This window comes from Actinokineospora inagensis DSM 44258 (assembly GCF_000482865.1).
In the GTDB taxonomy this organism is placed as follows: domain Bacteria; phylum Actinomycetota; class Actinomycetes; order Mycobacteriales; family Pseudonocardiaceae; genus Actinokineospora; species Actinokineospora inagensis.
This window is the reverse complement of record NZ_KI519518.1, coordinates 36,150-50,226: the sequence shown is the minus strand read 5'-3', so window position 1 is coordinate 50,226 and position 14,077 is coordinate 36,150. Positions and strand designations below refer to the sequence as shown.

Here is a 14,077-nt window from a genome sequence, read left to right as displayed (position 1 = left end):
CCATGCTGCTGGCCCAGGAAGCCGCGAACCACGTGTCCACCGGCGAGGCCGTGTCCTTCTGGGTGCTCGGCCCGCTGGCGCTCGCGGGCGCGCTCGGCATGATCTTCGCCAAGAACGCGGTGCACTCGGCGCTGTTCCTGGTGCTGACCATGCTCAGCCTCGGCGTGATCTACCTGGTGCAGCAGGCCCCGTTCCTCGGGTTCGTGCAGATCATCGTCTACACCGGCGCGATCATGATGCTGTTCCTGTTCGTGCTCATGCTGGTCGGCCGGGACTCGTCGGACTCCGTCGTGGAAGTCCTGCGCGGGCAGCGCTTGTGGGCCACCGTGCTCGGGGTCGGGCTCGCCGTGCTGGTCGTGGCCGCGGTCGCCCGCGCGCTCAACGACGTCCGGCCGGTCGGCCTCGCCGGTGAGACGGCCAACGGCGGCAAGGGCAACGTCGCCAACATCGGCCGGGCGCTGTTCTCCGACTACGTGTTCCCGTTCGAGCTGACCTCGGCGCTGCTGATCACCGCCGCCGTCGGCGCCATGGTGCTCGGCTACGTCGAGCGCCACCTGCGCGGCCGCAAGACGCAGAAGGAACTGGTCGAGGCCCGCTTCCGCGGCGAGCACGACCGCCCGTCGCCGCTGCCCGGCCCCGGCGTGTTCGCCACCTCCAACTCGGTGGCCACCCCCGCGCTGCTGCCCGACGGCTCGGTCGCCGAGGAGTCGCTGTCCCGGCTCATCGACGCCACCGCCTCGGCGAAGCTCGACGAGGAGCGCAAGGCCGTCGCGGGCACCCTGCCCGGCCCGGACGCCCGCGCGCTCGTCCCAGGCAAGGAGGAGTCGTGACCCCGACGTACTACCTGCTGCTGTCCGCGCTGCTGTTCACCATCGGCGCCGTCGGCGTCCTGGTGCGCCGCAACGCCATCGTCGTGTTCATGTGCGTGGAGCTGATGCTCAACGCGGTGAACCTGTCGCTGGTGACCTTCGCGCGGATCAACGGCTCGCTCAACGGCCAGATCATGGCGTTCTTCGTCATGGTGGTGGCCGCGGCCGAGGTCGTGGTCGGTCTTGCCATCATCATGTCGATCTTCCGGACCCGCCGCACCGCCTCGGTCGACGACTCCAACCTGCTGAAGTACTAAGGGGAACCTCCGGTGACGGGAACCATCAACCTCGCCGCTGCCGAGGTGCAGCAGGCGTCCGGGGTGGCGAATGCGGCGTGGCTGCTGCTCGTGCTGCCCGCGTTCGGGGCCGTGGTGCTGCTGCTCGGCGGTCGCCGCACCGACAAGTGGGGGCACCTGCTCGGCATCGCCACCGTCGTCGCGGCGTTCGTCTACGGCCTCATCCTGTTCTTCAGCACCACCTCGTTGGACGCGGCGGCGCGCACGCGCGACCTGCACCTGTTCGACTGGATCCCGGTCAACAGCCTCAACGTCGAGTTCGGCCTGCGGCTCGACCCGCTGTCGCTGACCTTCGTGCTGCTGATCACCGGGGTCGGCTCGCTGATCCACATCTACTCGGTCGGCTACATGTCCGACGACCGGGACCGGCGGCGGTTCTTCGCCTACCTGAACCTGTTCGTCGCGGCGATGCTGCTGCTGGTGCTGGGCAACGGGTTCGTGACCCTCTACTTCGGCTGGGAGGGCGTCGGCCTCGCCTCCTACCTGCTGATCGGCTGGTACCAGGGCAAGGACTTCGCGGCCACGGCGGCGAAGAAGGCGTTCCTGATGAACCGGGTCGGCGACGTCGGCCTGGCGCTGGCGATCTTCCTGATGTTCAAGAACATGGGGTCGACCCAGTACGACGTGGTGTTCGCCCAGATCGGCCACCAGTCCACCGGGGTCATCGTCTCGATCGGCATCCTGCTGCTGCTCGGTGCCTGCGGTAAATCCGGCCAGTTCCCGCTGCAGGCGTGGTTGCCGGACGCGATGGCGGGCCCGACCCCGGTGTCCGCGCTGATCCACGCCGCGACGATGGTGACCGCCGGTGTCTACCTGATCGCCCGGTCCAGCCCGCTGTACTCGCTGGCGCAGGCGGCCGACGCCCGACTGGTCGTGATGATCATCGGCGCGATCACCCTGGTGCTCGGCTGCGTCATCGGCTGCGCCTACGACGACTTCAAGAAGGTCCTGGCGTACTCCACGGTCAGCCAGATCGGGTACATGATCGTGGCCGTCGGCCTCGGCCCGGCCGGGTACGCGCTCGGCATCCTGCACCTGCTCACCCACGGCTTCTTCAAGGCCGGGCTGTTCCTCGGCGCCGGTTCGGTGATGCACGGCATGAACGACGAGGGCGACATCCGGCGGCTCGGCGGCCTGGCCAAGAAGATGCCGATCACCTTCGTCACCTGGACGCTGGGCTACCTCGCGCTGATCGGCTTCCCGTTCCTGTCCGGCTACTTCTCCAAGGACGCGATCATCGAGGCCGCGCTCGCCGAGGGTGGCACCCGGGGCTGGGTCTTCGGCGGCATCGCGCTGCTCGGCGCGGGACTCACCGCGTTCTACATGACCCGCCTGCTGATCCTGGTGTTCCTCGGCAAGCCGCGCTGGGAGAACCTGAAGTCCGCGGACGGCCGTGCCTACCACCCGCACGAGTCCGGCCCGACGATGACCGTCCCGATGATCATCCTGGCCATCGGCTCGGTCGCCGCGGGCGGCATCCTGTCCGGGATGCTGCCGGAGTGGCTCGAACCCGCCGTCGGCAAGCTGCAGGAGGAGCACGGCCCGCTCTCGGCGACCGTCGTCTCCATCCTCACCGTGGTGATCTCCGCGATCGGCGCCGGCATCGCCTTCGCCCTGTTCGGCCGCGGTGAGCAGCCGGTCGCCCGCCCCGAGCGGGTGTCCTTCCCGGTCCGCGCCGCGCGCGCCGACCTGTACGGCAACCACCTCAACGAGGCGCTGTTCGCCCGCCCCGGCGTCTGGCTCACCAGGTTCCTGGTGTTCGTCGACAACCGCGGCGTGGACGGCCTGGTCAACGGCATCGCGGCGGGCCTGGGCGGCAGCTCCGGCCGGCTGCGCAGGCTGCAGACCGGCTTCGTCCGCTCGTACGCGCTGTCCATGCTCGGAGGGTCGATCCTGGTGATCGCCGCACTGCTGATGGTGAGGTTCGCATGACCAACCCCACGTCGGTCTCCTCGGCGGGGTCCTGGCTGCTGGCGGCGCTCCTGCTGCTGCCGCTGCTCGGCGCCGTCGTCGTGGTCGCCCTGCGCGGCAACGACGGCACCGCCAAGGCCGCCGCGCTCGGGTTCTCCGTGGTCGAGTTCGTGCTCGGCCTGGTGGCCTGGTTCCGGTTCGAGCCGAGCGGGGCCCGGCTGCAGCAGTCGTTCTCGTTCGACTGGATCCCGTCCTTCGGCGTGCACATCTCGTTCGCCGTCGACGGCATCGCGCTGGTGATGATCGCGGTCATCGGGCTGCTGGTGCCGCTGGTGATCGGCGCGGGCTGGGCGGACAAGCTGCCCGAGGGCCGCAGCAAGGGCGGCTTCTTCGCGCTGATCCTGCTGGAGCAGGCGTTGACCGTCGGCGTGTTCGCCGCGACCGACGTGTTCCTGTTCTACGTGCTGTTCGAGATCATGCTGATCCCGATGTACTTCCTGATCGGCTCCTACGGCGGCCAGCGCAGGCAGTACGCGGCGGTGAAGTTCTTCCTGTACTCGTTCCTCGGCGGCCTGATCATGCTGGCCTCGGTCATCGGCTGCTACGTGATGGCCGGGAACGAGCTCGGCAAGGGCACCTTCGACTGGGCCACCCTGGTCCAGGTGGTGCACGACGCGCCGCTGTCCACCCAGATCTGGCTGTTCTTCGGCTTCTTCATCGCGTTCGCGGTCAAGGCGCCGCTGGTGCCGCTGCACACCTGGCTGCCGGATGCCACCGCCGAGGCGCCGATCGGGGTAGCGGTGCTGCTGGTCGGCATCCTGGACAAGGTCGGCACCTTCGGCTTCCTGCGCTACCTGCTGCCGATGTTCCCCGACGCCAGCCGCAAGCTCGCGCCGCTGGTGCTGGTCCTGGCGGTGGCCGGGATCATCTACGGCGCCATGCTGGCCACCGGCCAGCGGGACATGAAGCGGTTCCTGGCGTACGTGTCGATCGCCCACTTCGGCTTCATCGCGCTGGGCATCTTCGCGTTCAGCTCGCAGTCGTTGACCGGCTCGGTCACCTACATGGTCAACCACAGCATCGCCACCGGCATGCTGATCCTGGTGGTGGGCATGGTGATCGCCCGCGGCGGTTCCACCAGGGTCGCCGACTACGGCGGCATGGCCAAGCTGACCCCGGTGCTCGCCGCGCTGTTCCTCATCGCGGGCCTGAGCTCGCTGTCGCTGCCCGGCACCAGCTCCTTCGTCAGCGAGTTCCTGGTGCTGGTCGGCTCGTTCCCGAACGCGCCGGTGTACACGATCATCGGCACCGTCGGCATGATCTTCGCCGCGCTCTACGTGCTGTGGCTCTACCAGCGGGTCATGCAGGGCCCGCTGCGCGGCAACGCGCTGGTCGGCGCCGCGGGCGGGCCGGGCACCATGGTCGACCCCGAGGTGGGCGCCAAGCGGGCGATCGGCGACCTCAGCGGCCGGGAGAAGCTGGTGCTCGCGCCGCTGGTCCTGCTCATCGTCGGCCTGGGGATCTTCCCCAAGCCGGTGCTCGACATCGTGACCCCGGCCGTGAACGCCACCATGTGCCAGGCGGCGCTGGTCGACCCGGTCCAGGCTGTCCAGTCCGGAGAGAGGCAGTTGCAGTGTCGGTGATGACCTCCGTGCTGGTGCTCGCGCAAGCGCAGCCCGCACAGCCAGCGAAGATCGAGGCGCCGCCGATCGGGGCGATCTGGCCGATCCTGATCGTGCTCGGCGCGGCCTGCCTGAGCGTGCTGTTCGAGGCGCTGCTGCCCCGGCACCTGCGCTGGCCCGCGCAGGTGGCGCTGGCGCTGCTGACCCTCGCGGCCGCCGCGGTCAAGCTGGTCACCTACGTCTCCGACGCGCCTGCCGCGGGGGAGACGGCGATGTTCGGCACGCTCGCGGTCGACCGGCCCACGCTGTTCCTGTGGGGCACCCTGCTGGCGTTGACGCTGGGCGCGGTGCTGCTGATCGCGGACCGCTCGGTCGAGCCGGGCGGCGCGTTCGTCGCGTCCGCCGCGATCCGGCCGGGCACCGTCCAGGACCGGGCGCAGGTCGCCTCGACCGGCATGCAGACCGAGGTCTTCCCGCTGACGCTGTTCGCGCTCGGCGGCATGATGACCTTCTGCGCGGCCAACGACCTGCTGACCATGTTCGTGGCGCTGGAAGTGCTGTCGCTGCCGCTGTACCTGATGTGCGGCCTCGCCCGCCGTCGCCGCCTGCTGTCCCAGGAGTCGGCGGTCAAGTACTTCCTGCTCGGCGCGTTCGCCTCGGCGTTCTTCCTCTACGGCGTCGCGCTGCTCTACGGCTACGCCGGTTCGGTGCGGCTGAGCGACATCGCCGCCTCTGCCGCCGGTTCGGACCGCTCGGACACGCTGCTGTTCGCCGGGATGGGCCTGCTGGTGGTGGGTCTGCTGTTCAAGGCGTCGGTCGGCCCGTTCCACACCTGGACCCCGGACGTCTACCAGGGTGCGCCGACCCCGGTGACCGCGTTCATGGCCGCCTGCACCAAGGTCGCCGCGTTCGGCGGGATCCTGCGGGTGCTGCAGGTCGCCTTCGGCTCCACCCAGTGGGAGTGGCGCGGGGTGCTCTGGGGCGTGGCGATCGTGTCGATGTTGATCGGCGCGGTGCTCGGCCTGACCCAGACCGACGTGAAGCGCATGATCGCGTACTCGTCGGTGGCACACGCGGGTTTCCTGCTCATCGGCGCGATCGCGCTGACCGACAAGGGCCTGTCCGGCACCCTGTTCTACCTGCTGACCTACGGCTTCACCACGCTCGCCGCGTTCGGCGTGATCAGCCTGGTGCGCGACTCGTCCGGTGAGGCGACGCACCTGTCGCAGTGGGCGGGGCTGGCGAAGCGCTCGCCGCTGGTGGCCGGTGTGTTCACGTTCCTGTTGCTTGCCCTGGCGGGCATCCCGTTGACCAGCGGGTTCGTCGGCAAGTTCGTGGTGTTCCAGGCCGCGGTCGCCAGCGGGATGGCGCCGCTGGTGGTGATCGCGCTGATCGCCTCCGCGGTCGCCGCGTTCTTCTACCTCCGGGTGATCGTGCTGATGTACTTCAGCGAGCCCGCCGCCGACGGCCCCTCGGTGACCGTGCCCGGCGCGTTCACCACGGCCGCCATCACCCTCGGCGTCATCGTCACGCTGCTGCTGGGTGTCGCGCCCGCGTTCGCACTCGACTGGGCGGGCAGCGGGGTCTTCGCGATCCACTAGACCCGGGCGTTCCGGACTGTCTTGACGAAGGCCACCCCCGCGCCGCGCGGGGGTGGCCTTCGAGACATCCGGGGCGGTGTGCGCCGGGGTGCCAAGTAGGCTCGGGATTCCACAGCCGAACGCTGATCAGGAGTGCCGCTGCCGTGACCACCACCGAGAACTCCGGCATCCCCGCGTTCCTCGGCCTCGACCAGGCCGACCCCCGTCTGGTCGGCACGGTCGCGGGCGGTCTGGCCCGGGTCGAGTCGATGCTGCGCGAGGTCGTGCACAGCGACTTCGAGTTCGTCGACGAGGCGGCCCTGCACCTGTTCAAGGCAGGCGGCAAGCGGTTCCGGCCGCTGTTCACCCTGCTGGCCGCCGAGTTCAACGACGGCGCGACCGACCAGGTGGTCACCGCGGCGGTGGCGGTGGAACTGGTGCACCTGGCCACGCTCTACCACGACGACGTCATGGACGAGGCCACCATGCGCCGCGGCGACGCGTCCGCCAACGCCAGGTGGAACAACTCGGTGGCCATCCTGACCGGCGACTTCCTGTTCGCGCACGCGTCGATGCTGGTCGCCGACCTCGGCGCGGAGGCCACCAGGGTGATCGCGGAGACCATGCGCGAACTGGTCACCGGGCAGATGCGCGAGACGGTCGGCCCCGGCGCGGACGACCCGGTCGAGCACTACCTGTCGGTGATCGGGCAGAAGACCGGGTCGCTGATCGCCACCTCCGGCCGCTACGGCGGCCTGTTCTCCGGTGCGTCGCGCACCGAGGTCGAGGCACTGCACCGGTTCGGCGAGATCATCGGCGCCGCGTTCCAGATCTCCGACGACATCATCGACATCGCCTCCCCGGCGCACGAGTCCGGCAAGACCCCGGGCACCGACCTGCGCGAGGGGGTGCTGACCCTGCCGATGCTCTACGCCATCGCTGAAGGGGATGATCCCCGGTTGGGTGAGCTGCTGTCCGGCCCGATCGCCGCCGACGACGCGGTTGAGGAGGCCCTGGAGCGGCTGCGCCGGTCAGCCGGGCTGGAACGCGCCCGCCAGACGCTGGGGACCTACGTCGAACGCGGGTACGCGGCGCTCGGCGACCTGCCCCCGTGCGCCGCCCGCGACGCGATGGAACTGCTGACACGTTATGTAGTCGCGCGAACCCGCTGAGGCACCGTTTTGGCTGGCCCACTGTGACGTAGCGGCTAATTGCGCGGCATGCCGCCGGTGGTCCGACGCGTCGCAGTAACCTCCCCTAGGCTTGGACAACCGTGTGACGCGTCGGTCCGGACGCGGCCGGGAGGGAGAGGTCGGCGATGCCGTTCTTCGGGCAGGTGTGGGTGTGGAGCCTCGCCGGTTTCCTGGTCGGTGCGGCCCTGTGCTGGGCCATTGTCGCCCTCCCCGCCCGCAGGCGCGTCGTCGAGCTGGAAGACCAGCTCGCCCAGTCCCGCAGGCGCGACGCGCTGCCCGCAGCCGAGGACAGCGGCTACTCGATGGTCCCCGGGTTCCACGCGGAACCGGTGGAGCAGCGGGTCGCCGCGGGTGGCGACGACATCCGCCGCGGGCTGCTGACGCTGTCCGACGAGGACGACAACGGCCTGCGCGCGATGCCCGCCCCGTCCGGTGAGCCGTCGCTGACCGACATCGAGCCGGTCGAGCACGCCCGGCGGGTCGAGCCGTCGTCGGTCGAGGCCACCCAGTTCATCCGGCCCGCCGCCGACGAGACCGAGCGCGACTGGTTCGCCGACCCGCCCCAGTCCGACCAGTTGGTCGACGAGGCCGACGCCGCCGAGCACACCGCTGACCTCGATGCCGAGCACCGCGACACCGAGCAGGCCGACCTGGACGAGGCCGAGCGCGCCGACGAGCCGGTCCCCGCGGGCAGGCACGACCGGCTGGTCGACGACCTGGACGAGTCCACCGAGGCCGAGTACTACGCCGAAGACGACCACGAGCAGCCCGCCGCCGTCGCTGAGCGCTCCACTGCCGAGGACGCCGAGGACTACGACGACGAAGATCGCGACGACGACCGCGGCACGATCTTCACCCAGCACACCACGCCGATCCCGGCGGAACTGATCCGCGAGCTCGACGAGTCCGCCGACCAGCACTCGCTGGTCGACGACCTGGACGACGAGCCGGACTTCGACCGCACCGGCTACCTGGACCCGACCGAGGTGGCCCGCTACGGCACGCGCCCCGCCGAGGAACCCGCCCAGCACCACGAGGCCGCGCAGCACCACGAGCCCACCCAGTACAACGGGTCCACGCAGTACGACGAGGCCACGCAGCACGGTGAGCCCGCGCAGCACGATGAGGCCGCCCAGTACGAGTCGACGCAGTACAACGAGCCGACGCAGTACAGCGAGCCCGCGCAGTACGGCGAGTCGACTCAGTACGACGAGCCTGAGCAGTACCGCGAGCCTGCGCAGTTCAACGGGTCGACCCAGTACAGCGAGGCCACGCAATACAACGAGGCCACATACAACGAGGCCACGCAGTACGAGCGATTCGACGAGTCCGCCGACCGCGAGGACGACGAGCGCCGCGACGCCCCGGCCATCGCCTCCGTCGACCAGACGCAGTTCGTCCCGGCGATCCACGACGACGAGCCCGCGCCCGACCACACTGACGACGCAGACCGGTCTTTCGAGCCCGCCGCCGAGAACACCCGCTACCAGCCCGCCGACACCGTCGAGCCGTGGCGCCAGGACAAGGGCGCCGAGTGGCTGGCCGAGCCCGCGCGCGGGTCCGCCGAGCCGGAGTCCCCGTGGCGCTCCGCCGAGCCCGCGTGGACGTCCGAGCCGGAGTCGGACCTGGAGCGCAGGCCCGCGCACGCCGCGGCCGAGGTGGCGATACCCGAACCGGCGCGGGCGGTGGTGACCGAGCAGCCGGGGTTCCAGCAGCCCATCGAACCCACCCTGGCCTACGGTCAGGCCCAGCAGGAGCGGGGTGCGGGTCTGCTGCCGAAGCGGGTCCCGGCGAAGCCGCAGACCCGGTTCCCGTTCGGCGTGCAGACCTCGTCCCCGGCCGCCCCGCCCGCCCCCGTCGCCGCCCCGGCACTTGAGCCGCAGGTCGCGCGCACCGCGACGGCCACGTCCGACCGCGAGCGGTCTCTGTTCGAGCCGATCCTGCCCGCGGACACCTCCGGCGCGAGCAAGCCCGCGCCCCCGCCGCCGAACCGGCTGCGTGGCGCCCGCACGCTGCAGCAGTCGCCGCCCACCGGCGTCGACCCGTTCGTGCCGCCCGGCCCGTTCGGCCCCGGTTCGGCGATGCCGCTGCCCGGTGGCCGGTCGCCGTCCAGCGAGTACACGGTGAAGGCCAGCGTCACCGCGCTGCGCTACTGCTCGCCGGAGTCGCCGAAGTTCGACCGCACGGTCGCCGAGGTGTGGTTCCGCTCGGTCGCCGACGCCGAGCGGGTCGGCTTCCGCCCCCTCGGCTGACCCCCGGTCCGGGGGTCACCCTTTGGTGCGACGCGCGGCGGCGCACGGCCGTGCCTGGGTGGCAGCCGCCCACGCTGGGTGATACAAGGGTTTCCAGGCCGTGAACCCGTCCGGCGACGGCCACGAGGAGGCACCCATGCGGCGACCACTTCTCTGGTGCGTGCTGTCCTTCCTGCTCGGCATCGCCCTCACCTGGCGTTTCCTCACCAGAGCCGCCGCGCCGCGCCCCCCGTGGGTGATGCCGACCCCCAAGGTCCGCATCCCCCTCCAGTCCCGCGACGCCGAGTACACCCGCGTCTCCGGCACCCTCGACGACGCCTACGACGCCCCCGCGGCCCCCGCAGGCCCCGACGGCACCGCCCCCTCCACCGACTACACCGTCAAAGGCACCCACGGCGTCTTCCACACCACCGAATCCCCCGCCTACCCCACCACCACCGCCACCGTCTGGTTCCGCACCCCCACCGACGCCGAACGCGCCGGTTTCGTCCCCTGGAACGCCACCACCCCAGCCGAACCCAGCGACCTCTAGTCCTGCGGCCGCGGGTCTTCCCCGGGCTCGTCTCCCGGGTTGCCCCAGTCCTCGACCCCGTACCGCTTGCGGGTTTCGTCGGCCAGGTCGGTGAAGCCGTGCCGCTCCAACAGGTTGGCCTGGTTGACTCCGAACAGGGCGTTCTCGTTGTCGTCCGGGTCGGGTAGCAGATCGCTCCCCGCGACCGGATGGTGTCCGTTGCCGTTCTCACTGCCGTTGATGATGATGGGCGTGGCGATCGGCTCGGGCCGGTGGTCGTGGCGGTACCGCAGGTCCGGCTCGGCGTTGTTGGCGGTTGCCGAGAGGTGCGCCAGCGCCCCGATCAGGTCGACGGTCTCCCGCACCTTGGTCTGGTCCTTGGCCAGCCACCAGACGACGGTGCTGCCGACCGAGGTCAGCACGTCGTCGCTCAGGTAGGACCGCACTGTCCGCTCGTGGTCGATGTGCAACCGGTCGAGCTGCTGCTGCCTGCGCAGAGCGGCGAGTTCCTGCACGTAGGAGCGGTACTCGTCGCCGATGGTCAGGGTGATCGACGACGCCCACGCCGTGACCGCGCGGGTGGCGTCCGGCGCGACGTGTCCGAGCGCGGCGGTCAGCGCGTGCACGGTGCCGCTGTCCTCGGGGTGATGCCGCGCGGTCACCTGCCTGGCCCGGTCGAGCACAGCCTGCACGGCCAGCGCTTCCGGATCGGTGTGTACGGCCGCGTGCCCGAGCCCCTGCCACTGCACCGTGCACCCGAAGGTGAACGGAATCCCCTCGACCGAGCTGGCCAGGCCCACCGACGTCACCACCCGGGCGGCAGGCGGAGGCGGAGGCGGCGGCTCGACCGGGGGCGGCAGCGGCCGGAAAACCGGTTCCGGTTCTTCCACCCTCGGCGGATGGCTGGCCTGCCGCCACTGTTCCCGCGTTGCCAACGCGGTCACGCCGAGCAGGACGATCACGACCACGGGAGTGATCCACGCGTCCCACTGGAAGACCGCGCCCGCGAACACCGGTAGCAGCAGGGAAATCGCTCCCCACACGGCCACCCTCGTCATGTCCCTGCTCATCCCTGTCCTCTCTCGTTGGTGTAGTCGTCGATTCCCAGCGCGGCGTCGACGTGCCGCAGCACGGTGTTCGCCCGCGCCACGGCCGACCTCCGGTCGACGGCGTGGCGTACCTGGTCGCGGGCCAGCAGGTACAGCTCGTTGAGCAGGTTCGCCCGCCCCCCGCACGCCTCGATCACCAGCTCCGGGTCCCGACCGAGCCACTCCCACAGCAGGTCGGGTCGGTCGGTGCGCGTGGTGTCCCGGAAGATCTGTTGCCACAGCGTCAGCAGGTTCCGCCTGGTGTGGTACTCGCCTGCCATCGCGGGCGGGATCTGGAGGTCGAGCACGATGGCCCGATCGGTGTCGCTCAGGTTCTCGGAGCGGCACAACCGGTACAGCAGCCAGCGCTGGAACCCGTACCGGTGCACCGCGCGGATCAGCGTGTCGTGGGCCAGGGCTCGGACGTCCGGGTCGCTGTGCCTGGTGAAGTGGTGCAGCCGCACCAGCGCCTGCGGCGGCCGGTTGGGCGCGATGTCCTGTTCGCACGCTGTGATGAGGACCTTCGCGAACTCGGACTTCAGATCCCGGGCCCGTGACCGGTCGTACACGAACTCGCGGAACCGCCCGGACCACTCGGGGTCTCGCAGCCCGATCCGCAGTGCCCGAGCCGCCAGTTCGGGGTGCTCCCGGCGCTTCGGCGTGGTGGACCAGTGTTCGGCCAGCTTCGTCAACCGCAGGCCGTTCCCGGTCGTGAGCAGGAGATCGGCATAGCGGGTGAGCAGGTTGTCCGCCGTTTCCCCTGGCAGCACGGAGGCTCCGGTCACCTCCCGCACCCACAGTTCGACCGTGGGCCGCAGATCCGGGAAGTAGGTCCAGAAGTGCGTGCGCAGCGCGGAGTCCATCTCCAACTGGGTGAACGCCACGGTGCGCCGCCCGTCGGCGTGCAGCCCGACCTCACCCATCCGCTCCGCCAGGTGCGCGCCCGCCATGGCGTGCTGGTCGTCCCTGGGTAGCTTGACCATGCGGCCGAACATGGCCTCCGCGGCGACCAGCGCGTCCAGCGGTGCGCCGGACAGGAACGCCGCCGTCGCCATCAGGACGCGCGTGCCTGCTTCCTGGTGGTTGATGAACAGGTTCGCCGCCTGGTCGGCCCGGTCGAGTCGAGCAGCCAGGGCGGACCGCAACCAGGCGACCGGGTCGTCGCCGTCGCCGTGATCACGGGCCTGGACCGTCGTCCGCGCGAGTTCGGCGATGTCGTAGGGCGATCCGGTCAGGTAGTCCGACAACCGCTCCAGCTGCGACAGTGTGGTCGGGAGTCGGATGCCCTCGGCGGCCAAATGCTCGCGCAGCACGTCCGTGCCGTCCGGCCGCTGGATCTGTCGCTGCTGTGCGACAAGGGAATCCGGTAGCCAGGGCAGTTGTCGGATACCGGCCACGACGACGAGGCGGGCCTGTGCTCGTGCCACCGCCGCCAGATACGCCTCAAGTTCGGGCCGCAACTCGCGAACCCTGCTTTCCGGTACGTCGCAAAGGTTGAGCAGCAGCCGGTCGTCCTGCCGGAGTTCGTTGGCGTCCAGGACCGGATCATCGGGGTCAGGGGCTTGGTCGTCGAGCACCCGGAGCGCCACGTCGGCGCTTCCCCGGTCGGTCAACAGCATCAGCGCGGCGGTGACCTTGCCCGCGCCGTTCGGACCGGTGATCAGGATCGTGCTGGACCGGGTGAACGCGTCCGCCGGGAAGCCCGGTGGGACCACGAACCGCCCGGCCAGCCGTCGGATCTCCTCGGTGGAGAAGAACCGCGGCTCTCGTCGTCTCCGTTGCGGTGCGTAGAAGTGGTTGTGCTGGGGCCCGGTGCCGCTGTTGATGTTCGAGGGTGCGTTGACGTCATGGTTGGAGTTGATCGTCATGTCGAGCTGCGGTGGTCGTAGTACTGGGTACCCGAACCGTTGAGCTGCGGCCCCGAACCGCTGTTGATGTTGCTCGGGGAGTTGACGTTGATGTTGTGATTGATGTGGTCACGGCCCTGGGTGACGTTCCCCCGCACGTTCGTCGCGCTGTTCGTGGTTTCGGGCAGGCGGTCCTGCGGAGTCTGCACCGGTTCGTCGGTTCGGGGAAGGAACCCCTCACGCAACAGGTCGCCGGTAGGGGAAGGCACCCGCAGGTAAGCCAGGTCGGTCAGTTCCTTCACCGCCACCGGTGCAGGCACGTACAACTCGCGCGGTTCATCGGTGTACCCGCCCGCCACGGCGTCGTGGAAGGCACGAGCCGACACCACCGCCACGACCCGGGTGTTCGGACCGGAGCGGGCCAGCAGGGCTTTCACCGGCTCGGCGTCGAGCAACCGGTGTGTTTCCACCCGCGCGGTCCCACTGCCCTCGCTGATCAGCCCTTCACCGGTGTCGGTGACCGGGCCGACGTTCACGCTGACTCGCATCCGCAGCGGAACGGGGTCCGCGCGCACCCGGTCCCGGTAGTCCAGTTCGTCTTGCAGGGCTTGCAGCAGCGGCTTGAGCAACCGCGGCAACAGCGTGGACGGGAATCCCGCCGCGTAGCCGTCTCCGGTGGTGAACCCGAACCGCTTCTCGTCCCAGTCGTCGCCCAGGCCGCAGCGCTGGAACGCCGCGCGCAGGATCAGTGGTACCCGCTCGGTGATCTCGGCGTGGTTGCGGCTTTCCACGCCGCCGAAGCCCTTGACGTCCACCACCAGCAGCGCCCGGTAGGGCGGCAGGTCGGCCACGGTTGTCCTCCTCGTGTTCCGGTGCACGAGAGAGGATCGCGGGACTCGTCTGACCGA

11 protein-coding genes are annotated in these 14,077 nt (G+C 70.2%); 8 read left to right on the top strand and 3 right to left on the bottom strand.

The window, feature by feature from the left end:
* Window positions 1–2: 2 nt before the first annotated feature.
* The 8 genes from H504_RS0129790 (at window position 3) to H504_RS0129755 (ending at window position 10,255) form a co-directional block, all read left to right on the top strand.
* The gene (locus tag H504_RS0129790; RefSeq protein ID WP_026425776.1) at window positions 3–830 is read left to right on the top strand and encodes an NADH-quinone oxidoreductase subunit J; all 828 of its coding nucleotides are present in this window, start codon (window positions 3–5) and stop codon (window positions 828–830) included.
* On the top strand, window positions 827–1,126 hold the full coding sequence (nuoK, locus tag H504_RS0129785) for an NADH-quinone oxidoreductase subunit NuoK (protein WP_026425775.1): 300 nt from the start codon (window positions 827–829) through the stop codon (window positions 1,124–1,126). Before H504_RS0129790 ends, nuoK begins: the two co-directional genes overlap by 4 nt.
* A 63-nt stretch (window positions 1,127–1,189) precedes the next feature.
* Window positions 1,190–3,097 (top strand): NADH-quinone oxidoreductase subunit L, encoded by a 1,908-nt coding sequence (nuoL, locus tag H504_RS0129780; RefSeq protein WP_035306926.1) that lies wholly within the window; start codon window positions 1,190–1,192, stop codon window positions 3,095–3,097.
* Window positions 3,094–4,719 (top strand): NADH-quinone oxidoreductase subunit M, encoded by a 1,626-nt coding sequence (locus H504_RS0129775; protein WP_035306835.1) that lies wholly within the window; start codon window positions 3,094–3,096, stop codon window positions 4,717–4,719. Before nuoL ends, H504_RS0129775 begins: the two co-directional genes overlap by 4 nt.
* A complete protein-coding gene (gene nuoN, locus H504_RS0129770; protein ID WP_051386415.1) occupies window positions 4,719–6,299 on the top strand; it encodes an NADH-quinone oxidoreductase subunit NuoN in 1,581 nt (526 codons plus the stop codon). The genes H504_RS0129775 and nuoN overlap by 1 nt, the downstream gene beginning before the upstream one ends.
* A gap of 143 nt (window positions 6,300–6,442) precedes the next feature.
* Complete coding sequence (locus H504_RS0129765; RefSeq protein WP_051386398.1) at window positions 6,443–7,450, top strand: polyprenyl synthetase family protein; 1,008 nt, start codon at window positions 6,443–6,445, stop codon at window positions 7,448–7,450.
* A 146-nt stretch (window positions 7,451–7,596) separates the two neighbouring features.
* On the top strand, window positions 7,597–9,723 hold the full coding sequence (locus H504_RS43425; protein ID WP_026425770.1) for a sunset domain-containing protein: 2,127 nt from the start codon (window positions 7,597–7,599) through the stop codon (window positions 9,721–9,723).
* Window positions 9,724–9,859: 136 nt separating this feature from the next.
* On the top strand, window positions 9,860–10,255 hold the full coding sequence (locus H504_RS0129755) for a sunset domain-containing protein (protein ID WP_157440717.1): 396 nt from the start codon (window positions 9,860–9,862) through the stop codon (window positions 10,253–10,255).
* On the opposite strand, the gene H504_RS39130 is transcribed toward H504_RS0129755, so the two are convergent.
* The 3 genes from H504_RS39130 to H504_RS37695 are packed head-to-tail and all read right to left on the bottom strand — an operon-like array spanning window position 10,252 to window position 14,020.
* Complete coding sequence (locus tag H504_RS39130) at window positions 10,252–11,304, bottom strand: hypothetical protein (RefSeq protein WP_157440716.1); 1,053 nt, start codon at window positions 11,302–11,304, stop codon at window positions 10,252–10,254. The two genes, H504_RS0129755 and H504_RS39130, sit on opposite strands and share 4 nt — an antisense overlap.
* Complete coding sequence (locus tag H504_RS0129745) at window positions 11,301–13,190, bottom strand: hypothetical protein (protein ID WP_026425768.1); 1,890 nt, start codon at window positions 13,188–13,190, stop codon at window positions 11,301–11,303. Before H504_RS0129745 ends, H504_RS39130 begins: the two co-directional genes overlap by 4 nt.
* Complete coding sequence (locus tag H504_RS37695; protein WP_051386396.1) at window positions 13,187–14,020, bottom strand: hypothetical protein; 834 nt, start codon at window positions 14,018–14,020, stop codon at window positions 13,187–13,189. The genes H504_RS0129745 and H504_RS37695 overlap by 4 nt, the downstream gene beginning before the upstream one ends.
* Window positions 14,021–14,077 lie beyond the last annotated feature (57 nt).

Excerpts from the sequence above, each read along its gene's own strand:
- H504_RS39130 (WP_157440716.1), bottom strand. The coding sequence starts at position 11,304 with ATGAGCAGGGACATGACGAGGGTGGCCGTGTGGGGAGCGATTTCCCTG.
- nuoN (WP_051386415.1), top strand. The coding sequence starts at position 4,719 with ATGACCTCCGTGCTGGTGCTCGCGCAAGCGCAGCCCGCACAGCCAGCG.
- H504_RS0129790 (WP_026425776.1), top strand. The coding sequence starts at position 3 with ATGCTGCTGGCCCAGGAAGCCGCGAACCACGTGTCCACCGGCGAGGCC.
- H504_RS0129755 (WP_157440717.1), top strand. The coding sequence starts at position 9,860 with ATGCGGCGACCACTTCTCTGGTGCGTGCTGTCCTTCCTGCTCGGCATC.
- H504_RS0129775 (WP_035306835.1), top strand. The coding sequence starts at position 3,094 with ATGACCAACCCCACGTCGGTCTCCTCGGCGGGGTCCTGGCTGCTGGCG.
- H504_RS0129745 (WP_026425768.1), bottom strand. The coding sequence starts at position 13,190 with ATGACGATCAACTCCAACCATGACGTCAACGCACCCTCGAACATCAAC.
- H504_RS43425 (WP_026425770.1), top strand. The coding sequence starts at position 7,597 with ATGCCGTTCTTCGGGCAGGTGTGGGTGTGGAGCCTCGCCGGTTTCCTG.